Origin of the sequence: Microvirga ossetica, assembly GCF_002741015.1 — a bacterium.
Taxonomy (GTDB): Bacteria; Pseudomonadota; Alphaproteobacteria; order Rhizobiales; family Beijerinckiaceae; genus Microvirga; species Microvirga ossetica.
The window spans coordinates 1390743-1415092 of the sequence record NZ_CP016616.1; the positions used below are offsets into that span (position 1 = coordinate 1390743).

Sequence of the window (24350 nt, forward strand, 5' to 3'; positions counted from 1 at the left end):
GCCTACTGACCGTCCTGCTTCGTCTGGCCGGAACCTGTGCCGGCCGTTTGAGCGCCGCCGACGGGGGACGCGGCAGGGCTGCCAGATGGCAGCGTTCCGCCGGGCTGCAATGGCGTCGAAACGCCCGATGGCGCGCGCGGCGGATTGGCCGAGGAGAACCAGTTGTCGTCCGAAGGGCTGCCGCCGGCCGCCGGCGTGGACGCACCGGCACCATGGAGCAGCGCATCGTCGCCCGGTTCAGGTCTCTGCTCGTGCGGCGGGCCGGCTGGCCCAGGGGCCGGCCGGGGCCTCGCCTCGCCCTTTCCGGTCGTCCGATAGGTTCGCGCGTGAGAGGAAGCACGGCGCTCGAAATCGTCATCCGGCTCGCCATAGAGCGGAAAGCGCGACTCGGGGTGCCAGGACGATGGCGGCGGAGGCCGCCGATGGCGCGGGCCGGGACGGCGCGACCGGGTCGCATTCCACAGGAGCGCGCCGGCGCCGATGGCGGCAAGACCTGCGAGAGCCCCGAACACGGTTCCCGTCGGAAGGCCGTAGCGGCTCGGCATCGCGGATTGAGGCAGGTGCCAGCGATCCGCTTCGTAGGATGCGATCCGCTCGCGCTCGTAGCGTCGCCACAGATGCTTGAGCTCGGCCGGCGAGAAGGCGCTGCGGGCGACGATCATCACGCCGTTTTCCTCGAGCGTGAACGCATGCCGGATGGAGCCGGTCAGGTCCTTGAAGTCCGCCGCCCAATCGTGGCTGTCCTTGTCGGGGCGAGCGGCGAGCCTGTCGAGCTCGCGCAGGATCTCATCCTGCTTGCGCTCGAGATCGGCAACATAGGAGGCCATCCGCTCATGCCCGGACAGGGCAGGATAGATCACGCTCTGCTGCGCGGCGATGTGCCGTTCCAGCTCGTCCTGCAGGTCGGCAAAAAGCTCGGCGCGGCTGTTGGGGCCGGTGCCCGTGGCGCGCAGCACCTCGCGGCAGAGCTCCTCGATATTCCCGTGGTCCGCCACCACCATCTGCCACAATTCCATGGGAGTCCTCCTCATGCAGAGCCGATAAGCATGAACGGCTGGGATGGACCGCTGTTCCGCAGGTGTGCTTCTCGCCATGTCACGCGGCGATCGTCGTCGAAAGGATGTGACAAGGAATGCCTCGTATTGCTATGGACAGGCCTGACGCTCGACCCTGCGCTTAAAAAAGCGCGCGGGTCTCCCGAGGCTCGAACGGCGCGAGTGACCGATGACCCTGCAGACCCCACCCGAGGCCGCATCGCAGCTGCCGACCTACGAGGATGTCGCTGCGGCGGCCGAGCGCATCGACGGCATCGCCCATCGCACGCCGGTGCTCACCTCCCGCACCGCCGACGCGCGCACGGGCGGCACCCTGTTCTTCAAGGCCGAGAACCTTCAGCGCGGCGGCGCCTTCAAATTCCGCGGTGCCTACAACGCCATCGCCCGGCTCTCCCCCGAGGCGAAGCGGCTCGGCGTCGTGGCGTTTTCCTCCGGCAATCACGCCCAGGCCATCGCCTATGCCGGGCAGCTGCAGCAGGTCCCGACCGTCATCATCATGCCGCAGGACGCCCCCGCGATGAAGGTCGCGGGAACCAAGGGCTATGGCGGCGAGGTCGTTCTCTACGACCGCTACAAGGAGGACCGCGAGGCCATCGGGCTCAAGCTGTCCCAGGAGCGCGGGCTCACCCTCATCCCGCCCTACGACCACGCGGACATCATCGCCGGACAGGGCACCGCCGCCAAGGAGCTGATCGAGGAGGTCGGCCCCCTCGACATGCTGCTCGTCTGCGTCGGCGGCGGCGGGCTGCTCGCGGGCTCGGCGCTTGCTTCCAAAGCGCTCTCGCCCGATTGCCGCATCTACGGCGTGGAGCCGGAAGCGGGCAACGATGCGCAGCAATCATTCCGCACCGGGTCCATCGTGCGGATCCCCGTTCCCGCCACCATCGCGGACGGGGCGCAGACGACCTATGTCGGAGCCAAGACCTTTCCCATCATGCGCGCGCTCGTCGACGACATCCTCACCGTCTCGGATGCGCAGCTCGTGGACAGCATGCGCTTCTTCGTCGAGCGCATGAAGATCGTGGTGGAGCCCACCGGCTGCCTCGCGGCGGCGGCGGCCCTCCACGGCATCGTTCCCTGCAAGGACAAGCGCGTCGGCATCATCCTCAGCGGCGGCAACGTGGACCCGCGAGCGCTGGCGGGATTTTTGGCAGGGTAGTCCTCCTAGAAAGTGCTCCACATTTCCCCTCTCCCGGGTGGGAGAGGGCGGGGCATTCGACCAGCCCAGCGCTGTCGTTACCGCTGCAACACATTCGCTCAGCACATCATCCGGCACTGGCCTTCCCTCACCCCGACCTTCTCCCAAATGGGAGAGGGAGAAACGCTTCGTTTCACGGGCCCGCCCGCACGACGACGGCGATTCCGTCGTGGTCGCCGGTCGTCAGCTTCGGGTCGCCGATCAGCGCGTTGCCGAGATTGACGAAGGCGCCCACCTTGAAATCGGTGTGCAGATCGAGCCTCTGCGTGAAGTCGTCCCGGGCGCGGTTGAACGAGCCATACTGATGCGGAGGATCGCGGATGGGGTCGACCTCCTCGCGGCTGAAGGCGGCGGTGAAGAGATAACCCTTCGCGAGCTGAAATGGCCCGAAGATGCGGCCGTGATTGTTGCTGAGCTCGAAGATGTCGTTGGAGAAGGCATCGTCCCGCCCCTGCGGGAGCTGCGGATGGGGCTTGTCGCCAATGAAGCCCTGATAGCCCGCCGAGTGACCGAAGCGGATCGGGTAGCCCGCGTGCGTGGCGGCGGCGATGAGCCTCGTCTTCGCCTCGTCGGGACTCGTCGCGCCCTCGTCGACAATGATGACGTTGATGGGCTCGCGCAGGTTCTTGCCGTGATAGATCTCGCCGAGCCAGTCCGACGGCACGCTCTGCGCCGTCAGCATCCATTTGCCGATGGGCGGCAGGCCCTCCGGCGTCGCGATGGCGAAGTTCTCCTCGGCCGTCGCTGCAGGCATCGTCGCCATCAGCAGGATACCAAGGACGAGTGTACGGAAGCGGCCCCGTTCCATCTGCCTTCTCCGATGCGGCTGATCCTCATGCCGATCAGGAGAACACGATCGCGCGCATCAGGCCATGGCTTTTCAGGCGGATGCCTTGACGGCGACGACGGCGTAACGATGTTGTGTCGCGCGCTCGAGCCCCTTGAGCAGCGGCAGGTTCCTGGCCTGCTGGCGATGGATCGCCTTGAGGTCGCGGTCGATCGCGACCTCGGCGAAGCCCGCCTCGCGCAGCAGGGCCGTCACGGCCTCGGCCCGCGCGCCCTTGGAGAAATAGACGCGCTCGAGAATGCGTTCATGGGTCTCGCGCATGGCGTTGGGAGCATGTGGCGCTCCGGACAATCCCGGCACCAGTTTCTCAATGACACGGATCACGCGTTTGACGAGCGTGTCCGACACGAAATCGCCATCGACGACGAGCAGGCGCCCGCCCGGCTTGAGCAGGGAATGCCATTCCCGGAACGCAGTTTTCGGATCGACCAGCGTCCAGACCAGATGGCGCGTGACGAGGACGTCGTAGCTTTCGGGCTGTTCCAGCGTGCGCTCGGCATCGCCCATGACGAAGCGGATATCCGCGCCGCGCCGCGCGGCCTTCGCCCGCGCCTGGCGCAGCATCGGCTCCGACCAGTCGAGACCGGTGACGTCGAAACCGAGGCCGTGCAGCAGATGCGAGATCACGCCCGTGCCGCTGGCGAGATCGAGCGCCCTGCGGCCCTTGCCGGGGCCGAGATGGCGCCGGAAAAGATCCCGCCAGGCCTCGCGCTCCTCCTCCGAGAAGATCTCGTGCCCGACCTGCTCGTCGAAGGTTGCGGCACGCGCGGACCAGTAATCGCGGATTTCGTCGCGGAGCGTGAAGTTAGCAGTCATGAGAGGCTCGGAGGAAGGACGTTTCGGGCTATCCTGTAGGTACAATCGCCCGATGCGTCAATTTCGCCGTCCCCCGCGGAGACGGCGGTGATTTAATCCGTCCGGCCGGTGCTGCAGGTGACCGGATCCCTGCCTTGTCTCCGATCACGCGACCGGTGTCGGCCGTCGGCTCCGTGGGAGGCGGTGAAGGAGGTCACGGCAGCGATGGATTGAATTCCCACGGGCGGCCATCCCTTAGCAATAAAGAGAAGCCATAGCAATAAAGAGAAGCCATAGCAATAAATAGAAAAAGGGTCGCGCCCAGTCCTTATTCGACTGTGTTCGCGACCCTTTGGACCGTATTTGCCCCTACGGTTAATTCGGCATAAATCATATTTTACCGTATCGCAAGGCCAAATAGTTCTTAAATGAACCGTCTGCGGCGTCAGAGTATCGCATATTCCATATTGACACGCCTCAGATATGTCACCAAACGCCACATTTAAGACATATTACTACACAAATAGATAGGGCCACCGACCCATTATTTGCCCCTACGGGTCGGACCCTTAAAGCGCCCCCTGAAAAGCGGGCGCTTTCTTTTTGGGGCAGCAGCATTGCCGTTCAGGACGATCCCTGCGGAGCGAAGAAGCAGATGATGGCGCGCGTCGTCGGCTCTTCGCAAATGTGGAACCTCGCATCCGGCGACATCTTGGCGAATTCCCGCTCGATCAGGCGCCCGTCCCAGAGCCGCCAGCCCTCGGCAGTCTCGGTCACAGTCTCGCCGCGGCCTTCGACGAGTTCGCGGCAGTCATGATCGTCACAGCACCAGAACGGATACCAACCATGGGCAAGAGCAGGCCCAGCAAGCAGGCATGCCGCCGCGAATATCGTCCAGCGCTTGAAAATCATTCAGGACAAGCCTTTCCCGAGGACCTCGGGCCTCGCTTGACAAGCTCCATCCTGATCTTGGGGCGCAGAGCAGAGGGCGTCCACCCCTGCCTCAACGGCAAGAGCGGCGTCTATCGACAGACTTATTCCCCTGTCTGAAGATAGGGCTCGACCTTGCCCTTGAGCTTGATGGTCATGGGATTGCCGAAGCGGTCCTTTGCACTGCCCGCCGTCACGCGGACCCAGCCCTCGCTGACGCAATACTCGTCCACATTGGTCTTCTCGGCCCCGTTGAAGCGGATGCCGATCCCCTTCGCGAGCAACTCCTCGTTGTAATAGGGGCTGTTCGGGTTCGAGGACAGGCGGTCGGGAAGCGTGTCGGTCATGCGAAGGTCTCTCCAGATCTCGGTTCGATGTGGGGCGGAAACTAGCTCTTTGGAAACCGAAAGCCAATTCCGGCTATGCGGCGTGACAAGCTCGGCGCAATGTCCTACTTTCGTCGAACGCCCCAGGGGCAAGACGACAATCCGCTTGAAGCGGAGACGAGATCAGGGAGAGAGACTTGTCGGCTGCGACGGATGGTATTCATACGGATTTCTCCGAGGGCATGAGCTACGGCGACTATCTCCGGCTCGATACCCTCCTCTCCGCCCAGTCGCCTCTCACGACCGAGCACGACGAGCTTCTCTTCATCACCATCCACCAGGTGATGGAGCTCTGGCTGAAGCTCTTGAACCGGGAGCTCGACACGGCGCTCGTCCATATCCGGGCCGACGAGCTCCAGCCCGCCTTCAAGTGCACCGCCCGGATCAACCGGATCCAGGAGCAGCTGATCCAGGCCTGGACCGTGCTCTCCACCATGACCCCGTCCGACTACCTGAGCTTCCGGCCGGCGCTCGGCAAGTCCTCCGGCTTCCAGTCCTGGCAATACCGCCTCGTGGAGTTCAAGCTCGGGGCGAAGGATGCCGTCAAAATGGCGCCGCACCGGCACCGCAGCGACCTCGCGGAGCAGATGGAGGCGGCCTATCGCGCGCCGAGCCTCTACGACGAATCCTTACGCCTGCTAGCCCGGCGCGGCTATGGGGTCCCGAAGGAGGTGCTCGAGCGCGACGTGACACAGCCCTACACGGCGCATCCCGGCGTCGAGGCGGTGTGGGAGGAGATCTACCGTCATTCGGGCGAGCATTTCGAGCTCTACGAACTCGCCGAGGAACTGGTCGATCTGGAGGACGCCTTCCAGCAATGGCGCTTCCGGCACATGAAGACGGTGGAGCGCATCATCGGCATGCGCAGCGGCACCGGCGGCAGCAGCGGCGTCAGCTACCTGCGCAAGGCGCTTGAAAAATACTTCTTCCCGGAACTCTGGTCCGTACGCGGCAAGCTTTGATCGTGCGGGAGATGCAGTATGCTTGATCTTCGTTCTCAGTTCTCCCGCTTCCTCAACACCGAACCGGACCGCCTGCATTTCGCCGCCCACAGCCACCATCCCTGGCCCGACGTGACGCGCGAGGCTCAAGCACAGGCGTGGGACGATGCCGCCCGGCTCATGGACGACAAATGGGAGCACGTGCTGGGACCGGTGCTCGACGAGTTCCGCGGGCATGTGGCGGAACATCTCAACCTGTCGGACCCGTCGACCATCGCGGTCGCACCGAACACACACGAATTCCTGAAGCGCCTTCTTTCATGCTTCCCGGCGGATCGCCCGATCCGCATCCTGACCTCCGACGGCGAGTTCCATTCCTTCACCCGCCAGATCGCGCGCCTGGAGGAGGAACGGCTCGTCGAGGTCACCCGCGTGCCCGCCGCGCCCTTCGTGACCTTCGAGGACCGCTTCTACTCTGCCGCGCAGGAGGGTTTCGACCTCGTCTTCGTGAGTCAGGTCTTCTTCAATTCGGGCTTCGCACTGGACGGGCGCTATCTCGCGGAATGCAACCGCGACGGTGCGATGATCGTGATCGACGGCTATCACGGCTTCATGGCGCGGCCGACCGATCTGGGAAGCGTTGCCGACCGCGTGTTCTACATCGCCGGCGGCTACAAATATGCCATGGCAGGCGAAGGCGCGTGCTTCATGCACTGCCCGCCCGGATGGGGCCTGCGCCCGCGCGACACCGGCTGGTACGCGGCCTTCGGCCACCTCGCCGGCGCGCAGGACGGCCAGGTCGGCTACAGCGACGACGGCTGGCGCTTCATGGGCGCGACCTTCGATCCGTCCGGTCTCTACCGCTTCAACGCCGTCATGCGCTGGCTGGCGGATGAGGGCATTACACCCGGCATCATTCATGCCCATGCCAGGGCCTTGCAGCAGCATTTCCTGCACCGCATCGCCAGCTCCGCCCTGTTCGAGCACACTTCCCTGGTAGTGCCGGCGGAGGAGATGCGGCGCGGCAACTTCCTCACCTTCGAGACGCCGCAGGCGCAGGCGATCCACAACGATCTGAAGGAACTGCGCGTGGTCACCGATGTGCGCGGCCAACGCCTGCGCCTCGGCTTCGGCATCTACCAGACGGAAGAGGAAGTGGACGACTTGATTCGTCGTATCGACGAGGCGGGAGCGCTCGAATCTCTCCCGTTCAATACGTCCTCGGCGGCGTGAGATTCAAAGCCCGAGCATCTTCATCCCCGCTTCGTGATAGCGCGTTCCGGCGGCGGAGCCCGGTGGAATGATGCCGTCGATCCGCGCGAGATCGTCCTTCGTCAGCGCCACGTCGAGCGCGCGCGCGTTCTCCTCGAGGTAACGCCGGCGCTTGGTGCCGGGGATCGGCACGATGTCGTTGCCCTGCGCCAGCACCCAGGCGAGCGCGAGCTGCGATGTCGAGCAGCCCTTCTCGCGCGCCATCGTCTCGATCTCGCGCACGAGATCGAGATTCCTCTGGAAGTTTTCTCCTTGAAAGCGTGGCGACATGCGGCGGAAATCGTCGTCTGCGAGGTCGTCGATGCTCTTGATCTGCCCCGTGAGAAAGCCGCGCCCCAACGGTGAATAAGGCACGAAGCCGATGCCGAGTTCGCGCACGGTGGCAAGGATCTCGTCCTCCGGGTCGCGGCTCCAGAGCGAGTACTCGGTCTGGAGCGCGGCGATGGGATGAACCGTGTGCGCACGGCGGATGGTCTGCGGTCCCGCCTCGGAGAGACCGAGATGGCGCACCTTGCCCTGGCGCACGAGGTCAGCCATGGCGCCGACCGTATCCTCGATCGGCGTCTCCGGATCGACCCGGTGCTGGTAGTAGAGATCGATCGCGTCGACCTTGAGCCGCTTCAGGCTCGCTTCGCAGGCCTGGCGCACGTAATCCGGCTTGCCGCTGATACCGAGGCGCTCGCCATTCGGCCCGCGCACATTGCCGAATTTCGTGGCGAGCACGACCTTGTCGCGCCGATCCGCAATGGCACGGCCGACGAGTTCCTCGTTGCGGCCGACGCCGTACATGTCGGCCGTGTCGAGAAGGGTCACGCCGAGCTCGATCGCGCGATGGATCGTGGCGATGGATTCCACTTCGTCGCCGCTGCCGTAGAACTCCGACATGCCCATGCAGCCGAGGCCGATGGCGGACACTTGCAACGGACCGAGCTGACGCTGCTGCATGGGAGATCTCCAAGTTGAGGGTGAGCATGGCCACAGGCTCAGGCGGCGCATGAGCCATGAACTGGCCCCGTCGCATCCGGTTTCAAGCCTCGCAGCGCCTCAGACGGCGGTTTCCGCCAGCAGAAGGATGAGACCCAAAGCCACAAGCGCGATGCTGGGCCAATGGTGCTTCGGGTGGAGGGCCTGTGCCCTCCCCTGCGGCTCGAGCGTCACGCCGGAGCCGACCCGGTGCGGGTCGCTGAGACGCCCCTTCCAGAGAACCTTGCCTGCCGCGAGCACGATCCCGCCGATGATGAGCAGCGCTCCGATCCAGATGAGGAGCATGCCCGACTGCATGAGACCCTCCCGATGATGAGACCCGACGCGGGAGCATAGCACGCCCGCCGCGCAAGGCCCATCAGGGCGCAGTCACAGCCGAACGGTTGAAGAGAAGGGCCTCCGGATGATTGCGCATCGCCTCCTCCGTGCAGGCTTCCGGCCCCAGATGGTTGCGGAGTCGCCGATGGCGGCTTTCCAGTTCGGCGAGCGTCACGTTCTGTGCGATGCGCGGATGCGCGATGCAGATGGCGCCGTCCTTTCCCCAGGCCGCCTCGAAGGGCATCGGGTCGACGGCGTCGGGCTGCTGGATGCCGAAGCGGTCATAGACGTCGATGATCGTGCCGTCGCGGGTGGTGGCGCGATCGTCACCGCCATAATCGGCCCGCACCATATGGATGCAGGCGGCATGAAGATCGCGCATCGGCACGTCCGCGCTCTCTTCCCAGGGCTTGTAGCCCATCAGAATGCACTTGCCTTCCGCTCCGCTGGTACAGGTGACGGTGATGCCGGTCTCCTTGAGAAGCGGCATTCCCAGCCGGCGCCCGCGCGCATCGGGCTGGCATGCTTCCTGCACCCGCCCCGACGCGTCTTCGACCAGGAGCCGATAAAGCACGAGCGGCTTGCCCGAGGACGTCTTGCCCGAGGACGTCTTGTCCTCCACGACCGCATCGATCAGAAGCCGGATCGTCTCGGCGCCATTGTGAATGACCACGCGCGCTCCGACCAGGGCTTCGCGCTGAAGCACGCGGCCGTCGTCGAGATGGAGGCGAAACTCGCCTCCATCGACATCGAGGCGACCCTTCGCCGCCTGCGCCGCATCGGTCGTCAGAAGGCTCGACGCCGCGGCGAGTGCAATGATTAGGTGATGAAAAAGCATGGCGATGGCGGCAGACCTTCGCCCTTCAAGGGCGAAGGTCCTCCCTTCCTGTTATTGCCGGCTGACGCGCTCGCCACCCTTCAGGATGACGGACGTGGCATGGCCGATGGCCTCTTCCCTGTCGACGCCGTTCGTCGAGAGACCGTTCGTCGAAAGGCCATTCGTAGCGAGACCGTTGACATTGCGGCCATTGATATTCCGGCCGTTGAGGTCAACGCCGTTGATGTTGCGGCCGTTGTCCAAGGTCGCGGCATTGGCCTGCGGAACGACATGAAGTGCCGATACCGCGAGAAGAGGCAGGACGTAGAGAATCTTCATCTTGGATACTCCTCTCTGCCCCGGCTGATGGAAATGTCTCTTATCGGATCTTGTTATAAAATATTATATCAGCAGCGGCCTGAGGAAGCTCAATAACTCTGAAGTCGAAAAGCTTCCCGAAGGCAATGCGATGTGACTTTTCGCACATGCACCGAAAGCCTGGCGAGGAGCATTGCCAAACATTGATGAACTCCCGCCATGGGCGGCAGGAGTCCCCCAGCTCAGCGAAGAGTGACCTCCTCGCCATCCTTCAGGATGATGGTCATCGCCAAGCCGGCCGTCTCGGATACATCGCCGTCAAGCTCGGTGCCGTTGAAGGAAAGCCCATTCATGTTTCCGCCATTGAAGGACAGACCGTTTATATTGCGACCGTTCACGTTACGGCCGTTGAAAGACAGGCCGTTGTCCAGCGGCAAGGCGTCGGCTGCCGGGGTCATGGAGAGTCCAAGCGCAAGCGTCACGGGTAGAAGGTAGATCGTTTTCGTCATGAGATATTCCACTATGCCCCACTGACTGAGTGGACCGTTGCAGGTCTCGTTTGAAACTTCATATCGATCAACGAGGGCGACATCTCAAGGAACCGATAGTTGAAAACCTTCCTATCGGGAGAGCAAAGTGACTTCGCGCACATGGGCTCTTAGGAATAGACTGCAAAGAACCGCCTGCGCGTCCATCACACCACCTGTCCGGCGCACCAGCCGGACGACCACGCCCACTGAAAATTGTAGCCCCCGAGCCAGCCGGTCACGTCCACGACCTCACCGATGAAGTAGAGGCCAGGCACGGCTTTCGCTTCCATGGTGCGGGAATCGAGCTCGCTGGTATCGACGCCGCCGAGCGTCACCTCGGCCGTCCTATAGCCTTCCGATCCGGCCGGTTTGAAGCGCCAGCGGTTCACCGCCTCCTCGATGGCGCGAAGGCGCTTGTCGGAATAATCCGCGAGATTGGCGGGCCCCTTCTCCGTCTCGGCGATCAGCTGCGCCAGCCGCTTGGGGAGGAAAGCGGAGAGGGCCGTCTGCAGCGCCTGACGCCCATTCTCGGCCCGGGCCTTCCGCAATCCCTCGAACAGGTCCACGCCCGGCAATAGAGACAGCAGGATCTCGTCGCCCTCGCGCCAATAGGACGAGATCTGCAGGATCGACGGACCGCTCAATCCACGATGGGTGAAGAGCAGCGCTTCCGCGAACCGGGTCTTGCCGCACGACGCCACCGCATCGACGGACACGCCGGCGAGCGGCGACAGTCGCTCCAGCATGCTCGGCTCGAGCGTCAGCGGCACGAGAGCAGGCCGCGTCTCGACGATCTTCAACCCGAATTGCTGCGCGAGATCGTAGCCGAAGCCGGTGGCGCCCATCTTCGGGATCGACTTGCCGCCCGATGCCACGACGAGCGAGCGGCAGCGCACCGCACCCTGGGACAGCGTCAGCGCGAAGCCGTCAGAAACTTTCTCCACGGAGAGAACGGAAGTGGCGAGGCGAAGCTCCACATTCGCCTGCCGCATCTCGCTGAGCAGCAGATCGACGATCTGGCGTGACGAGCCATCGCAGAAGAGCTGACCCAGAGTCTTCTCATGATAGGCGATGCCATAGCGCTCCACGAGCGCGACGAAGTCGGCTTGCGTGTAGCGGCGCAGGGCCGAGATGGCGAAACCGGGATTCTGCGAGATGTAGTTCGCCGGCGATGCGTTGAGGTTGGTGAAGTTGCAGCGCCCGCCGCCGGAGATGCGGATCTTCTCGCCCGGCTTGGCCGCATGGTCGACGATCAGCACGGACCGCCCGCGCCGCCCGGCCTCCGCCGCACACATCATCCCGGCGCCCCCGGCGCCGATCACCACAACGTCGAATTGGTCCAAGGAAGGTCTTCCTGCGGCCTAAGGAAAGCTGGCCGAGCGTTCGTAATGACCCTCGCCCAACTGTGCAAGTATTCGAGCCCTGGAAGGCTTCCGTCGATTGAAGCCAAACCATCCGGGGTGTACCATTCGTCATTCTTCACAGCCGCGCATCCCGAAGCGACGGTTTTGTCAGTCAGCCGCCCTCCCGATACGCGGACCATTCGTCCGACAGGAGGCCGTCATGACCATTGCGCCGACCCTGCAACGCTACATGGCCGACAAAGGCATTCCCTACGATCTGATCCCGCACGAGCGCGCGATGACGTCGCTCGGCAATGCCCAGGCCGGGCACATTCCGCGTGACCGCCTGGCGAAGGGCGTCATGCTCAGCGACGGCCAGCATTACATGCTCGCCGTAATGCCGGCCTCGCATCACCTGCGCCTGTCCGATCTCAAGACGGAGCTGGGCCAGGAGCTGCGTCTCGCCTCGGAGGACGAGATCGTGGGCGTGTTCCGCGATTGCGATCGCGGCGCCATTCCGCCCATTGGCTCCTGCTACGGCCTCGAAGTCATCATCGAGAACAGCATGGACGGGCAGCAGGACGTCTATTTCGAAGGCGGGGACCATGCCACGCTGGTCCACATCAGGGGAGACGACTTCGCGCGGCTCAATCCCAAGGCGCAGCACGGCTCGTTCAGCGAACGCATGACGTGAAACTTGCCTGAGGCGCGCCGGCCTCCCTGGCGGCCGGCTCGGCAGATGCATGGAACCGTGGTAGGGGTTGCGCAGGCCGTAAGCCCCTCCCCGGCCTTTCCCGTTTCGTGTGATCGCCCCGCCTCATGCCGCATCTTGCCGAATATGCCGGCCTCTTCGCCGCAGCCTTCCTCTCGGCCACGATCTTTCCCTTCCAGTCGGAAGCCGTGCTCTTCGCCATGCTGGTGGCGGAGCATTATCCCTGGTGGCTGCTCATTCTGGTGGCGAGCGGCGGCAATATCCTCGGCTCGATCGTCAACTGGTTCCTCGGCCGCTTCTTCGCCCATTTCGAGGGCCGCCGCTGGTTCCCGGTCAAGCGGGAGCAGATGGCGCGGGCCGAGGCCTGGTATCATCGCTACGGGCGCTGGACCCTGCTGTTGAGCTGGTTGCCGGTCATCGGCGATCCGCTGACCATCGTCGCAGGCGTGCTGCGGGAGCCCCTGCGGGTGTTCGTTCCGCTGGTCGCGCTCGCCAAGACCGGGCGCTATCTCGCGGTCGGGGCCCTGAGCCTAGGGTGGATTTAGGGCCCCTGCACGCTCGACCAGATCTCCTCCAGATGCCGCGGCCCGAGCACCGCGCCGGAGGCGGCCCGGATGACGGCTTCCATGCCCGCCGGCGGCTCGTTGTTCATGGCCCAGTGGACGGCCTCGCGGAGGGTGGCGAATTCCCTCACATCGCTCGGGTGGCCCTGGCCGGCCGTGCCGATGGGCTCGTATTGCAGATGGGCCGGGGCATCCAGTTCGTCCTTCGTCAGCATGTCGCGGTCCTGCCTTCTTTCGGGTTGCTTGAGCAAGACAACGTTCTTCAGGCTCAAGGCGTTTCAGTCTGGTGTTTCCGGGTTGGGCCTCCAGCCCTCAGCAATTCCATTGCGGCAATGCAGGCGCGACCACAAGGAATGGCATTTTTTCTTGCAACTCGCGCAATTTCAGTTGAACAAGGCCCCAAACTTAAGGGGAAACCATGCCAGCCTACCGTTCTCGCACCACCACCCATGGCCGCAACATGGCCGGGGCCCGCGGCCTCTGGCGGGCCACGGGCATGAAGGATTCCGATTTCGGCAAGCCGATCATCGCGGTGGTGAACTCCTTCACCCAGTTCGTGCCGGGCCATGTCCACCTCAAGGATCTGGGCCAGCTGGTGGCGCGGGAGATCGAGAAGGCCGGCGGCGTCGCCAAGGAATTCAACACCATCGCGGTCGACGACGGCATCGCCATGGGCCACGACGGCATGCTCTATTCCCTGCCCTCGCGGGAGCTGATCGCGGACTCGGTCGAGTACATGGTCAATGCCCATTGCGCCGACGCCATGGTCTGCATCTCCAATTGCGATAAGATCACGCCCGGCATGCTGATGGCGGCGATGCGCCTCAACATCCCTGTCGTCTTCGTGTCCGGTGGTCCGATGGAAGCGGGCAAGGTCGTGCTCAACGGCGTGACCAAGAAGCTCGACCTGGTGGACGCCATGGTCGCCGCCGCCGACGACAAGATCGCGGACGAGGACATCAAGGTCATCGAGCGCTCCGCCTGCCCCACCTGCGGCTCGTGCTCCGGCATGTTCACCGCTAATTCCATGAACTGCCTCACCGAGGCGCTCGGCCTGTCGCTCCCCGGCAACGGCTCGACGCTCGCCACCCATGCCGACCGCCGCCGCCTCTTCGTGGAAGCCGGCCACCTGATCGTCGATCTCGCCCGCCGCTATTACGAGCAGGACGATGCGAACGCGTTGCCGCGCTCCATCGCCTCCTTCGCGGCCTTCGAGAACGCCATGACCCTCGACATCGCCATGGGCGGTTCGAGCAATACGGTGCTGCACCTGCTCGCCGCCGCCCATGAGGCGGAGGTGCCCTTCACCATGGAGGACATCGACCGCCTGTCGCGCCGCGTGCCGGTGCTCTGCAAGGTCGCGCCCGCCGTTGCCAACGTGCACATGGAAGACGTGCACCGCGCCGGCGGCATCATGGGCATCCTGGGCGAGCTCGACCGCGCTGGCCTTCTCGACACCTCGGTGCCGACCGTCCATGCCGAGACCATGAAGACGGCGCTCGACCGCTGGGACGTGCGGCGGACCAACTCCCACGCGGTGCACGATTTCTTCCGCGCCGCTCCCGGGGGTGTGCCGACGCAAGTCGCCTTCAGCCAGGCGAGCCGCTACGACAGCGTCGACACCGACCGCGCCGCGGGCACCATCCGCGATGCGGAGCATGCCTTCTCGAAGGATGGCGGCCTCGCCGTGCTGTCCGGCAACCTCGCGCTCGACGGCTGCATCGTGAAGACGGCCGGCGTCGACGAGAGCATCCTGGTGTTCTCCGGCCCGGCCGTCGTCTTCGAGAGCCAGGACGACGCCGTCAGCGGCATCCTCAACGGCAAGGTCAAGGCGGGTGATGTGGTCGTCATCCGCTACGAGGGCCCGCGCGGCGGCCCCGGCATGCAGGAGATGCTCTATCCGACGAGCTACCTGAAGTCGAAGGGCCTCGGCAAGGCCTGCGCCCTCATCACCGACGGGCGCTTTTCGGGAGGCACCTCGGGCCTCTCCATCGGCCACGCCTCGCCGGAAGCGGCCGAGGGCGGCACCATCGGCCTCGTGCAGGACGGCGACCGGATCGAGATCGACATTCCGAACCGCAGCATTCACCTCGCGGTAGCCGATGCCGAACTCGAGCGCCGCCGCACCGAGCAGCAGGCCAAGGGCTGGCAGCCGGCCGCACCCCGCAAGCGCAAGGTCTCCGCAGCATTGAAAGCCTATGCTATGCTGGCCACCAGCGCCGCCAAGGGCGCCGTTCGCCAGATCTGACCGGATAGGGCTTCTTTAATCCCTCGATCCCCTGAAGCCCGCCTTCAGGGGGATTTTTTGCGCATCCCGAATCGGACGGATGGCGGCCGCTGCCAAAGGTCTCAGCCGGGCGATCGAGCCTTGACGAAACACTGTCTCCTGCGGTCCAGTCGGGAGATGCGCAAATCAGCTGCCGGATCCCGAATGACCCGCCTCGTCTTGACCCTCGGCGCCCTCTTTCTCGCCGGGCCGGTCCTTGCCCAGAGCGAACCGGAGGGCAAAGCCCTCCAGCTGAAGGTCCGCCCGTCGGGATACGATGCCGTGGCCAACGAGGCGCAGGCCCGCCAGGAGAAGTTGCTCAAGCGCTTGGAGCAGAGCAATCACATGATGCGATCGATCTGCATCAATTGCGGCGATAGCTGGAAGCATCAGATCTACGCCCCCTTCAACCCGCTCGCCTCGCTCGGCCGGTCACCCGAGCCGCAGACGGAGGAAATCGGTAACTAAGCTTTGCCGGCAGACCTTTAGCCGCGCTTGTTTCTATTGAGAAGGTATTCCGGTCCCTCTATATTTGGAGAGGTGAGGACGACCTCGCACCTTCCTAAATCCGGTAGGGACGGCCCTGCCAATGACGGAGGTCCTGTCATGGCATGGACTTTGCTTGGCCTCGCCGGCCTGTTCGAAATCGGTTGGGCCATAGGCCTGAAATACACCGACGGCTTCACCCGCCTCGTTCCTTCCGCTCTGACCGCCCTCAGCATGGTGATCAGCGTGGTGCTGCTCGGCTTGGCGCTGAAGACCCTGCCGGTCGGCACGGGCTACGCCGTCTGGACGGGGATCGGCACCGTCGGCACCGCCTTGCTGGGGATCTACCTTTTCAGCGAGCCGGCGACGGCGATGCGCCTTGTCTGCATCGGGTTGATCGTGTCCGGGATCCTCGGCCTCAAGTTAGCTTCGAGCTAGCTTCGGCAGATATGGTAGGGCCGATGACCACGCTTTCACACATAAGGCCCAGATCCTCCGCAAGGGGACTGAAAGCTTTCGTGATCGTGGTCTGCCTCATCATCCTCGGCCTGGAGGGATGGCGCGACTGGGGCGAGCGGGAACAGGAGATCGCTCGGATCAGCGCCGAGGCGTTAAACCTCGCAAAATCCCTGACCCAGCACGCGCAGGACACCTTCGAACTCGCCGATTCCCTTCTGGTCGATGTGGTGGACCGGGTCGAGACAGGCGGTATCGGGCAAAACGCCCTCCAGCGGCTGGATACGTTTCTCGTGGAGCGCGTCCAATCCCTGCAGCGCATCAAGTCCCTAACGGTTTATGGCGAGGACGGGACGCTGCTGAGCAGTTCCCTCCCCGGCCATCGCGGCCGGGTGAACGGAAAGGACTTGGCCTTCTTCCAGCACCATCTGTCGTCTTCGAGCAGCGGCTGGTTTTTCGGACCGCTGAACCGCGATCCGCTCGGAGGAGACTGGGTCCTCACCCTCTCCCGGCGCATCAACAAGCCGGATGGCAGCTTCGACGGAGTCGTTCAGGCGAGCGTTCCGCCGCGCTATTTCGCGAACTTCTTCGGGCGGTTCGATGTCGGGTCCCAGGGCTCGATCACGCTCATTCACAAGAACGGCACGATCCTGGCGCGCTATCCCTATATCGAACGCTCGATCGGGGCGGACATCTCCGACCACCCACAGTTCAAGGAGAGAAGAGGCCCGGGGCCTTACGAGTATGTGTCTCCCATCGACGGGATTACCCGCGTGGGCGGCCATCAGCGCAACCACGTCTTTCCCATCGGCGTCCTGTCCTCGGTCGGGCGGGACGAAGCGCTGGCGAGCTGGAACGAGGATTTCATGTTCCGCGTCGTCAGCATCGCCCTTCTCGTCATGATCATCGGGTCGCTGGGCTGGAGCCTTGCTGGCGCCCTTCAACGCCGGGAGGAAGCGGAGGTCGAGCTTGCCGTTCTTGCGACGACCGACGGCCTGACCGGCCTCGCCAATCGCCGGATGTTCGACCGGCAGCTCGAGATCGAATGGCTCCGGGCAGCACGCGAGAAATCGCCCGTCTCGCTTCTGTTGGTCGATGTGGACCAGTTCAAGGCCTATAACGACATCTACGGTCACCAGGCCGGCGACGAATGCCTGCGCATAATCGCAAAGGCACTGTCCGGGGTGGCCTGCAGGCCGCGGGACCTGGTGGCCCGTTATGGCGGCGAAGAAATTGCGGTTCTTCTGCCGGACACTGACGACGCGGGCGCTGCCGAGGTGGCCGAAAAGATCCGCGCGCAGGTCGAGGCGCTCCGGGTGCGGCACGAGGCCAGCATTTCTTCGCGGATCCTGACGGTCAGCATCGGCAGCGCCACCCGCATCCCGAGCCTCGACCGCTCCCGCATGGGCCCGGAGAACCTGATCACGCTGGCTGATGAGGCCCTCTACCGGGCGAAGCAGGACGGACGCAACCGCGTCTCGACGGCCCAGGCCGCCTGAGCGGGACTTTTGGGATGGCAAAGTCGGAACGCTGTGCGCTCGATAGGATCGTCGACCTTCGTCCTATCACGTCATCACCGGCCTCGTGCCGGTGATCCCGATTGTGTGAAGTACCGCGCTTCTCTTAATCGAGATGGCCGGCACAAGGCCGGCCATGACATGTGGAAGGTGGCTCACCCAGTCGCACTACTCCTAACCTTCCCCGCGAAGGAGAGGGAAAGAGCGGCTTGGATCAGAACACGCATTCCTTGAAGGCCGGTATGACCGAGCCATTCCACCGACCGTGATAAAGCTCCAGCAGACGCTCCGCCTGCGTGCGGCCGGACGTGACGATCTCCTCCGCATAGGTGAGATGCCGCGTCTCGTCGCGACCTGAATCGTCGCGGTAGCCCCGGCGCTGCAGGCCGGCGCGAGAGAGCGCCAGCGCATCCCGCGCCACATCCTGCACGGAGCGTCCGGCGATGCGCGCCTTCAGCGCCTGCTTCGGCACGTCGGCACGCAGCTGCTCGCGATCCTCGGCGCTCCAGGATTTCACCAGTTCCCAGGCACCGTCGAGAGACGTCTCGTCATAGAGAAGTCCGGTCCAGAAGGCGGAGAGAGCCACGATATGTTCGGCATTGCCCACGTCCGCGCCGCGCATCTCGAGATAGCGCTTGAGGCGCACTTCCGGAAAAAGGGTCGAGACGTGATTCGCCCAGTCGGAGCGCGTCGCGCGCTCGCCCGGCAATTGCGCGAGCCTGCCCGCGAAGAGATCGCGGAACGACGCGCCAGCGACATCGTGATAGGTCGCATCGCGCTTGACGAAATACATCGGCACGTCGAGCGCCCAGTCGACGTAACGCTCGTAGCCGAAGCCGTCCTCGAAAGCGAAGGCCATCATGCCCGTGCGGTCCTTGTCCGTGTCGAGCCAGATGTTCGACCGCATGGACAGGTAGCCGTTCGGCTTGCCTTCGGTGAAGGGCGAATTGGCGAAGATCGCGGTGGCAACGGGCTGCAGCGCCAAGGACACGCGCAGTTTCTTCACCATGTCGGCTTCCGACGCGTAGTCCATGTTCACCTGCACGGTCGACGTGCGGTACATCATGTCGAGGCCGAGCGAGCCGACTTTCGGCATGTAGTCGGTCATGATGCGGTAGCGGGCTTTCGGCATCACCGGCGTCTCGGCCCGCGACCAGAGAGGGCTCATGCCGAGAGTGAGAAAGCCGATGCCGAGGCTCTCGCCGACCGCCTTCGCGTCGGCCAGATGCTGCGCCGTTTCGCGGGCGGTCTCGTGCAAGGTCCGCAGCGGCGCACCCGACAGCTCGAACTGCCCGCCCGGCTCGAGCGAAATCGCTCCGCCGCCGGCCTCATCGGCGAGACCGATGGGGTGGTCGCCCTCGATGATCGGCTCCCAGCCGGTCCGCTCCTGCATGCCCTCCAGCAGGGCGCGGATTCCCCGGCCGCCTTCATAGGGAACGGGGGAGGAATCCGCCCTGTGGAATGGAATCTTCTCGTGCTCGGTGCCGAGCCGCCATGTCTCGCGTGGCTTCTCGCCGGAGGCGATCCATTCCACGAGTTCCGACCGTGCACCGAGGGGGGTCGTATCGGATACGTCCCGCGCCATGCCTCACCTCATCAAAAAAGCGCGTTCAAGGCGCGCCGACTTAAGGATCGGGACTCAATAAGGGGCTTAGCGCCAAGCTGCAATGCGGGATGACGGCATAAAACGACGGAGGCTTGCAGCCCTCGTCAATGCCGGATCGCCGTTTCTCCCACCGTCTCGGCGCTCAGCCAGTCGACGACGCCGGCCAGCGCATCCCGGTTCGACAGTCCGCGGCCGACCGCCTCAGTATAGAGCGTCAGCTGCTGGTCGGCACTGGTGCCGCGCGCAACGATCCAGCGGGCGAGATCGAGCTCGCGCTGGCAGCCGAGTACCTTTGCGTCCTCGGCCACGAGATCCAGGGTTTCCTCGAGAAGCTCCCGCACGGGCTTGGCGGTGCGTGTCTTCTCGTCGACGAAGCTGCCATGGATGCCGTAGCGCTGCGCCCGCCAGCCGTTCTCGTCGTTGATGGCGCGCGAGGCGCCGGTCTGTCCGGCATTGAGCGAGGTGTTCAGGCTCAGGCGCCGCACGAGGCAGCGATAGAGCGCGGCGATGGCGATGGTATCGTCGAGCCTGGTGCAGCTGTCGGCAACGCGAAGCTCAAGGGTCGGATGCTTCAGGGACGGCCGGATCACCCACCAGACGTAGCTGGAATTCTCGATGGCGCGGGCAACCACGAGGGTATCGATATAGCGCTGGTAATCCTGCTCGTTCTCGAACAGGTCCGGGAACCCGGTGCGCGGCAGCTCGCGGTAGGCGGCAAGCCGATAGCCGAGAAGGCCCGTGCGCTGCGCCTGCCAGAAGGGCGAGGAGGTGGAGAGCGCCAGAAGCAGCGGCAGATAGGGCTGGATGCGGTTCATGATGTCGACGCGCATGCCGAGATCCGGCACCTCCACATGGACATGCATGCCGCAAAGCACATTACGGCTACCGAGCATCTGCAGGTCATGCATGACCTTGCCGTAGCGCGGCTGAGCGGTGGGGCGCACCCGCGACCAGACGGCCAGAGGGTGGGTGCCTGAGGCCATGATGGAAAGGTTGAAATCGCGCGCCACGGCTCCGACGGACGAGCGCAGGGTGGAAAGCTGCGTGCGGGCCTCTGAGAATTCCAAGGAAGGCGTGGTCGCGATCTCGATCTGCGGCTCGAGCATCTCGGGCTGGATATCGCCGGAGATGTTCTCCCGGCAGGAGGTGAAGAACTCCCTGATCTTTCCCTTGGCGATATCCCGTTTCGGCGCATCGTTAACGAAGTACTCTTCCTCGATGCCGAACTTGAAGTCCCAGCTCATTTCACGTCCTCTGTTCTTATTTTAGAAATGACCTTCGCACATGCGGATCGGCCTGCGGCGAGGCGTCCAAACTCCGGCTCAATGGGGCCAGAATGGGGCGAATCGGCGCGAAATTGCTAAGCTTTTGAAGCTACAGGCAGATAGGCTTAAGTCGTTGTCGAGCGGTGAGGTCAGTTCCAATCGCCGAGCACGGACTGAACGACGGCCAGTGCGGCCACAGCGGCTGTGTCAGCTCGCAGGATTCGTGGACCCAGCGACACGCAAACACATCTTTCGCGGGCGGCGACAAGCACTCTCTCCTGATCGGTGAACCCTCCTTCGGGTCCCACGATAACGACAAGCCTGGATCCTTTGTTCCCAAGCTTGGCAAGAGCCTCCACAGGATTGGAAACGGGCGCATCCTCATCGCAGAACACGACCAGGCGCTCGGGCTCCAAGTCCTTGAGAAAACGTTCCAAATTCTTCTCTTCGCGCACCTCCGGGATGGACAGGATCCCGCATTGCTCGGCGGCCTCGACAGCGTTGCTGCGCATGCGCTCGAGGTTGACCCGGGTGGCCTGGGTCCGGCGGGTCAGGACGGGTTGGAGAACGCCCGCTCCCATCTCCACCGCCTTCTGGACCATGTAGTCGAGGCGGGCATGCTTGAGCGGGGCGAAGGCATAGACGATGTCGGGTGCCCGGTCCTGCTCACGGATCCGCTCGCGGCAGAGGAGATCGGCGGCCTTACGGCCCTCCACCGACACCTCCGCGCGCCACTCGCCGTCCCGGCCGTTGAACACCAGGACCGTCTCGCCGGCCTTCAGGCGCAGGACGTTCAGGAGGTAATTGGCCTGCCCCCGGTCGAGGGCGACCTTCTCCCCCTCCTTGAGGGGCGCATCGATGAAGAGGCGGGGGGCATTGAAATCGTATTCGGCCATGGCAACCTGCGCTGAACGGCTCCAGCCTTAACAAGTTCTCAACCGCCAAGGGAGTGGGGAATGTCGGCTTGGTAACGTGAAATTCAGGTGCCAAATGGCACCGTTTGAGGCTAAGGCGACCATTCGCCTCTTGGCCTCGATGGCCCTCACCTGTTAACAGAACGCAGGCGCGCGAGACGTCACGAGCTTTTTCGAGGGAATTTTCGCAATGATGCATACCCGTTCGCATCTTCTGGCTGCATTGGCCGCGACCGGCTTTTTGTTTGCGACCGCCCCGGCCTTCGCGCAGGCGAGCGGCTGCCAGGAAGGGCAGAAGATCCTGCAGGAGCGGCAGGGCCTGATCCAGCAGGTCAACAAGCTTACCAATGGCGGCAAGAACAAGCAGATCGATCCGCGCGCGGCCTGCACCATCTTCACCAAGCTCGTGTCCAACGGCACGACCGGCGAAAAGTGGATGACCGCCAACAAGGACTGGTGCCAGGTTCCCGATCAGCTCATCCAGAGCTTTGCCGAAGATCACAAGCGCTCCCAGCAATTCAAGGGCCAGGCCTGCGGCGCCGCCGCGAAGATGGCCGAGATGGAGAAGCGGGCCAAGCAGGGCCAGCAGCAGCAAGGCGGCCCGGCCAGCAAGATGGGCGGCGGGCTGACCGGGACCCTGAGCGTTCCGAAGGGCGCTCTCTAAGCCGGATCATTAATCAACCATGGAGCGCCCCAACGCGCCTTCCCTGCCCGATTCCGTCAAGGGCCATTGGGCCGAACGATGGGCGCCCGCGGGCCTTAAGCCCTATCTGCGCCTCGCCCGCATCGAGCGGCCCATCGGCTGGTGGCTGCTCCTCCTGCCTTGCTGGTGGTCGGCGGCGCTCGCGGCCGTCGCGGCGGGGCAGCCCTGGCCCGATCCGCTCCACTGCCTTCTCTTCCTGATCGGCGCCGTCGCCATGCGCGGGGCCGGATGCACCTATAACGACATCGTCGACCGGGATCTCGACACCAAGGTCGAACGCACCCGCCAGCGCCCGCTCCCCTCGGGACAGGTCACGCTCAAAGGCGCCCTCGCCTTCCTCGCGCTTCAGGGCCTCGTCGGCCTCCTGGTCCTCTTGCAGTTCAACGCCTTCGCCATCGCCACGGGCTTCGCCTCGCTCGGCGTGGTCGCGCTCTATCCCTTCATGAAGCGCTTCTTCTGGATGCCGCAGATCGTGCTCGGCCTCGCCTTCGCCTGGGGCGCTCTGATGGGTTGGGCAGCCGTCTTCGGCTCGCTGAGCCTGGCACCGCTGCTTCTCTATGCCGGCAGCATCGCCTGGGTGGTGGGCTACGACACCATCTATGCCCTGCAGGATATCGAGGATGACGAGATCGTCGGGATCAAGTCCTCGGCCCGCTTCTTCGGCGAGAACGTGAGGCTCGGCGTCGGCATCTGCTATGCCATCGCCATCGTCCTCATCACCGCCTCCCTGTTCCTGGCCGGTGCGGGCGTGCCGTCCTTTATGGGTTTGAGCGCTTTCGCCCTTCACCTGGGCTGGCAGGTGGCCCGCATCGACCGGGAGGACGGCGCGGGAGCCCTGCGCCTCTTCCGTTCCAACCGGGATGCGGGGCTGATCCTGTTCGCGGCGATGATCCTCGATTGCCTGCTCTGATCTCGGCCGTCCGACGCCGTCCCAAAATACCGCACCCGCCCCTGCCGAAAAGGCAGGATCGGCTTCGGAGAGCTATGGTATCTCCGTGGCATCGCCCCTATCTCAGGTCCGATGCTGTCCCCCGCAACACCCTCATTGCCGTCCCTCGCCCCAGCCGTGTGCGATGCAGCCCGCCGGGCGGGTGATCTGGCACTGCCCTATTTCCGCGCCGGCGCCCAGACGGCCGCCAAGCTCTGGTACAAGGGACAGAGTTCCCCGGTGACCGAGGCCGACATCGCCCTCGATACTTTCCTGAAAGGCCATCTCGCCGAACTGCTTCCCCAGGCCGGCTGGCTTTCCGAGGAGACGGCGGACGATCCGGCCCGCCTCGGGCAGAGCCATGTCTGGATCGTCGATCCCATCGACGGCACCCGGGCCTTCGCCTCGGGTCATCCCGACTGGGCGATTTCCATCGCCCTGGTCAGGGACGGCAGGCCAGTTCTCGGCGTCCTTTATGCCCCTATCCACGACCGCCTCTACGAGGCGAGGCTCGGCGACGGGGCATGGTGCAACGGCGAGAGGATGCAGGTCTCCACGGCCGACGCTCTCCCTGCAGCCAAGGTTGCCGGTCCGAAGCCTCTCGTCGACCGCCTCGAGCGGAGCTTCGGGCAGATCGAGCGCCTGCCCAAGGTGCCGTCCCTGGCGCTCAGGCTGGCGCGGGTGGCCGAAGGCTCCATCGATATCGGCCTCGTCTCGGCCAACGCTCAAGACTGGGATATTGCGGCAGCCGACCTCATGCTGCATGAGGCGGGAGCTCTGCTGACGGGTCTCGACGGTTCGACCCCCGTCTATAACAGGCCCGTTCCCTCGCACGTCGAGATGATTGCCGTTTCGTCACGGTTGCATCCTCGTGCTATTGGAGCCATGAGAGCCTGAACGGCGCTGGCTCCACGCAAGCCTCTATCCTTACAACCCTCGTCAGAAGAGTCCCACCATCATGACCGACATGCCTGGCAAGCAACTCCTGCATCTGGTTTTCGGCGGCGAGCTTAACAGCCTCGAATCCGTCGACTTCAAGGATCTTTCCAAGCTCGATATCGTCGGAATCTACCCGAACTATGCCGCCGCCCATGCGGCGTGGAAGGCCAAGGCGCAAGCGACGGTGGACAATGCGCAGATGCGCTACTTCGTCGTGCACCTTCACCGCCTGCTCGACCCGCAGAACGGCTGATTCCGGGA

28 protein-coding genes are annotated in these 24350 nt (G+C 64.3%); 14 read left to right on the forward strand and 14 right to left on the reverse strand.

What is annotated here, in order from left to right:
- Positions 1-2: 2 nt before the first annotated feature.
- A complete protein-coding gene (locus tag BB934_RS06540) occupies positions 3-1016 on the reverse strand; it encodes a hemerythrin domain-containing protein (RefSeq protein ID WP_157934062.1) in 1014 nt (337 codons plus the stop codon).
- Positions 1017-1224: 208 nt separating this feature from the next.
- On the opposite strand from BB934_RS06540, the gene BB934_RS06545 reads away from it, so the two are divergent.
- On the forward strand, positions 1225-2214 hold the full coding sequence (locus BB934_RS06545; protein WP_099508912.1) for a threo-3-hydroxy-L-aspartate ammonia-lyase: 990 nt from the start codon (positions 1225-1227) through the stop codon (positions 2212-2214).
- A 172-nt stretch (positions 2215-2386) separates the two neighbouring features.
- On the opposite strand, the gene BB934_RS06550 is transcribed toward BB934_RS06545, so the two are convergent.
- The 4 genes from BB934_RS06550 to BB934_RS06565 form a co-directional block, all read right to left on the reverse strand.
- Positions 2387-3061, reverse strand: coding sequence for a hypothetical protein (locus BB934_RS06550; RefSeq protein ID WP_175608878.1), 675 nt, complete (start codon positions 3059-3061; stop codon positions 2387-2389).
- 72 nt (positions 3062-3133) lie between these two features.
- Positions 3134-3916, reverse strand: coding sequence for a class I SAM-dependent methyltransferase (locus tag BB934_RS06555; RefSeq protein ID WP_099508913.1), 783 nt, complete (start codon positions 3914-3916; stop codon positions 3134-3136).
- A gap of 603 nt (positions 3917-4519) precedes the next feature.
- Positions 4520-4807 carry a hypothetical protein gene (locus tag BB934_RS06560; protein ID WP_099508914.1) on the reverse strand — a complete coding sequence of 96 codons (288 nt, stop codon included), beginning with the start codon at positions 4805-4807 and terminating at the stop codon, positions 4520-4522.
- Between the two features lie 122 nt (positions 4808-4929).
- Entirely contained in the window at positions 4930-5172 is a 243-nt protein-coding gene (locus BB934_RS06565; RefSeq protein WP_099508915.1) for a DUF3297 family protein, read from the reverse strand.
- A 221-nt stretch (positions 5173-5393) separates the two neighbouring features.
- Between BB934_RS06565 and kynA the strand changes: the two genes are divergently transcribed.
- The gene (kynA, locus tag BB934_RS06570; protein ID WP_099512665.1) at positions 5394-6173 is read left to right on the forward strand and encodes a tryptophan 2,3-dioxygenase; all 780 of its coding nucleotides are present in this window, start codon (positions 5394-5396) and stop codon (positions 6171-6173) included.
- An 18-nt stretch (positions 6174-6191) separates the two neighbouring features.
- The gene (locus BB934_RS06575; protein ID WP_099508916.1) at positions 6192-7385 is read left to right on the forward strand and encodes an aminotransferase class V-fold PLP-dependent enzyme; all 1194 of its coding nucleotides are present in this window, start codon (positions 6192-6194) and stop codon (positions 7383-7385) included.
- A 3-nt stretch (positions 7386-7388) separates the two neighbouring features.
- Here BB934_RS06575 and BB934_RS06580 read toward each other — a convergent pair whose 3' ends face one another.
- The 4 genes from BB934_RS06580 to BB934_RS06595 all read right to left on the reverse strand — a co-directional run bounded on the left by BB934_RS06580 (position 7389) and on the right by BB934_RS06595 (position 9882).
- A complete protein-coding gene (locus tag BB934_RS06580) occupies positions 7389-8369 on the reverse strand; it encodes an aldo/keto reductase (protein WP_099508917.1) in 981 nt (326 codons plus the stop codon).
- 99 nt (positions 8370-8468) lie between these two features.
- Complete coding sequence (locus BB934_RS06585) at positions 8469-8705, reverse strand: hypothetical protein (protein ID WP_099508918.1); 237 nt, start codon at positions 8703-8705, stop codon at positions 8469-8471.
- A 61-nt stretch (positions 8706-8766) separates the two neighbouring features.
- Entirely contained in the window at positions 8767-9564 is a 798-nt protein-coding gene (locus BB934_RS06590) for an ADYC domain-containing protein (RefSeq protein ID WP_099508919.1), read from the reverse strand.
- A gap of 51 nt (positions 9565-9615) precedes the next feature.
- Positions 9616-9882, reverse strand: coding sequence for a hypothetical protein (locus BB934_RS06595; protein WP_099508920.1), 267 nt, complete (start codon positions 9880-9882; stop codon positions 9616-9618).
- Positions 9883-10067: 185 nt separating this feature from the next.
- Between BB934_RS06595 and BB934_RS50855 the strand changes: the two genes are divergently transcribed.
- Entirely contained in the window at positions 10068-10349 is a 282-nt protein-coding gene (locus tag BB934_RS50855; protein WP_418294731.1) for a NotI family restriction endonuclease, read from the forward strand.
- A 206-nt stretch (positions 10350-10555) separates the two neighbouring features.
- On the opposite strand, the gene BB934_RS06605 is transcribed toward BB934_RS50855, so the two are convergent.
- Positions 10556-11734, reverse strand: coding sequence for a BaiN/RdsA family NAD(P)/FAD-dependent oxidoreductase (locus BB934_RS06605; RefSeq protein ID WP_099508922.1), 1179 nt, complete (start codon positions 11732-11734; stop codon positions 10556-10558).
- Positions 11735-11954: 220 nt separating this feature from the next.
- On the opposite strand from BB934_RS06605, the gene BB934_RS06610 reads away from it, so the two are divergent.
- Together BB934_RS06610 and BB934_RS06615 are read left to right on the forward strand one after the other, a co-directional pair.
- Positions 11955-12428 (forward strand): aminoacyl-tRNA deacylase, encoded by a 474-nt coding sequence (locus tag BB934_RS06610; protein WP_099508923.1) that lies wholly within the window; start codon positions 11955-11957, stop codon positions 12426-12428.
- Positions 12429-12553: 125 nt separating this feature from the next.
- Positions 12554-12991 carry a YqaA family protein gene (locus tag BB934_RS06615; protein ID WP_099508924.1) on the forward strand — a complete coding sequence of 146 codons (438 nt, stop codon included), beginning with the start codon at positions 12554-12556 and terminating at the stop codon, positions 12989-12991.
- Here BB934_RS06615 and BB934_RS06620 read toward each other — a convergent pair.
- On the reverse strand, positions 12988-13260 hold the full coding sequence (locus tag BB934_RS06620) for a hypothetical protein (RefSeq protein ID WP_157934064.1): 273 nt from the start codon (positions 13258-13260) through the stop codon (positions 12988-12990). The genes BB934_RS06615 and BB934_RS06620 overlap by 4 nt on opposite strands.
- 167 nt (positions 13261-13427) lie before the next feature.
- Between BB934_RS06620 and ilvD the strand changes: the two genes are divergently transcribed.
- The 4 genes from ilvD to BB934_RS06640 all read left to right on the forward strand — a co-directional run bounded on the left by ilvD (position 13428) and on the right by BB934_RS06640 (position 17716).
- Entirely contained in the window at positions 13428-15257 is a 1830-nt protein-coding gene (gene ilvD, locus BB934_RS06625; protein WP_099508926.1) for a dihydroxy-acid dehydratase, read from the forward strand.
- Positions 15258-15440: 183 nt separating this feature from the next.
- The gene (locus tag BB934_RS06630; RefSeq protein ID WP_099508927.1) at positions 15441-15743 is read left to right on the forward strand and encodes a hypothetical protein; all 303 of its coding nucleotides are present in this window, start codon (positions 15441-15443) and stop codon (positions 15741-15743) included.
- Between the two features lie 138 nt (positions 15744-15881).
- Positions 15882-16199, forward strand: coding sequence for a quaternary ammonium compound efflux SMR transporter SugE (sugE, locus tag BB934_RS06635; protein WP_099508928.1), 318 nt, complete (start codon positions 15882-15884; stop codon positions 16197-16199).
- 80 nt (positions 16200-16279) lie between these two features.
- On the forward strand, positions 16280-17716 hold the full coding sequence (locus tag BB934_RS06640; RefSeq protein WP_162299145.1) for a sensor domain-containing diguanylate cyclase: 1437 nt from the start codon (positions 16280-16282) through the stop codon (positions 17714-17716).
- 232 nt (positions 17717-17948) lie between these two features.
- Here the strand turns inward: BB934_RS06640 and BB934_RS06645 are convergent, their stop codons facing one another.
- The 3 genes from BB934_RS06645 to BB934_RS06655 all read right to left on the reverse strand — a co-directional run bounded on the left by BB934_RS06645 (position 17949) and on the right by BB934_RS06655 (position 21501).
- Complete coding sequence (locus BB934_RS06645; RefSeq protein WP_099508930.1) at positions 17949-19319, reverse strand: glutamate--cysteine ligase; 1371 nt, start codon at positions 19317-19319, stop codon at positions 17949-17951.
- Positions 19320-19444: 125 nt separating this feature from the next.
- On the reverse strand, positions 19445-20584 hold the full coding sequence (locus tag BB934_RS06650; protein ID WP_099508931.1) for a carboxylate-amine ligase: 1140 nt from the start codon (positions 20582-20584) through the stop codon (positions 19445-19447).
- A gap of 170 nt (positions 20585-20754) precedes the next feature.
- Positions 20755-21501, reverse strand: a complete 747-nt coding sequence (locus tag BB934_RS06655) for a 16S rRNA (uracil(1498)-N(3))-methyltransferase (protein WP_099508932.1) — start codon at positions 21499-21501, stop codon at positions 20755-20757.
- 208 nt (positions 21502-21709) lie between these two features.
- Between BB934_RS06655 and BB934_RS06660 the strand changes: the two genes are divergently transcribed.
- The 4 genes from BB934_RS06660 to BB934_RS06675 all read left to right on the forward strand — a co-directional run bounded on the left by BB934_RS06660 (position 21710) and on the right by BB934_RS06675 (position 24342).
- On the forward strand, positions 21710-22183 hold the full coding sequence (locus BB934_RS06660) for a hypothetical protein (protein ID WP_099508933.1): 474 nt from the start codon (positions 21710-21712) through the stop codon (positions 22181-22183).
- Positions 22184-22202: 19 nt separating this feature from the next.
- Positions 22203-23132, forward strand: coding sequence for a 4-hydroxybenzoate octaprenyltransferase (gene ubiA, locus BB934_RS06665; protein ID WP_099508934.1), 930 nt, complete (start codon positions 22203-22205; stop codon positions 23130-23132).
- A 111-nt stretch (positions 23133-23243) separates the two neighbouring features.
- Positions 23244-24047 (forward strand): inositol monophosphatase family protein, encoded by an 804-nt coding sequence (locus tag BB934_RS06670; RefSeq protein WP_173909429.1) that lies wholly within the window; start codon positions 23244-23246, stop codon positions 24045-24047.
- 61 nt (positions 24048-24108) lie between these two features.
- Positions 24109-24342: a DUF4170 domain-containing protein gene (locus BB934_RS06675; protein WP_099508935.1), complete on the forward strand. Its 234-nt coding sequence runs from the start codon at positions 24109-24111 to the stop codon at positions 24340-24342.
- Positions 24343-24350 lie beyond the last annotated feature (8 nt).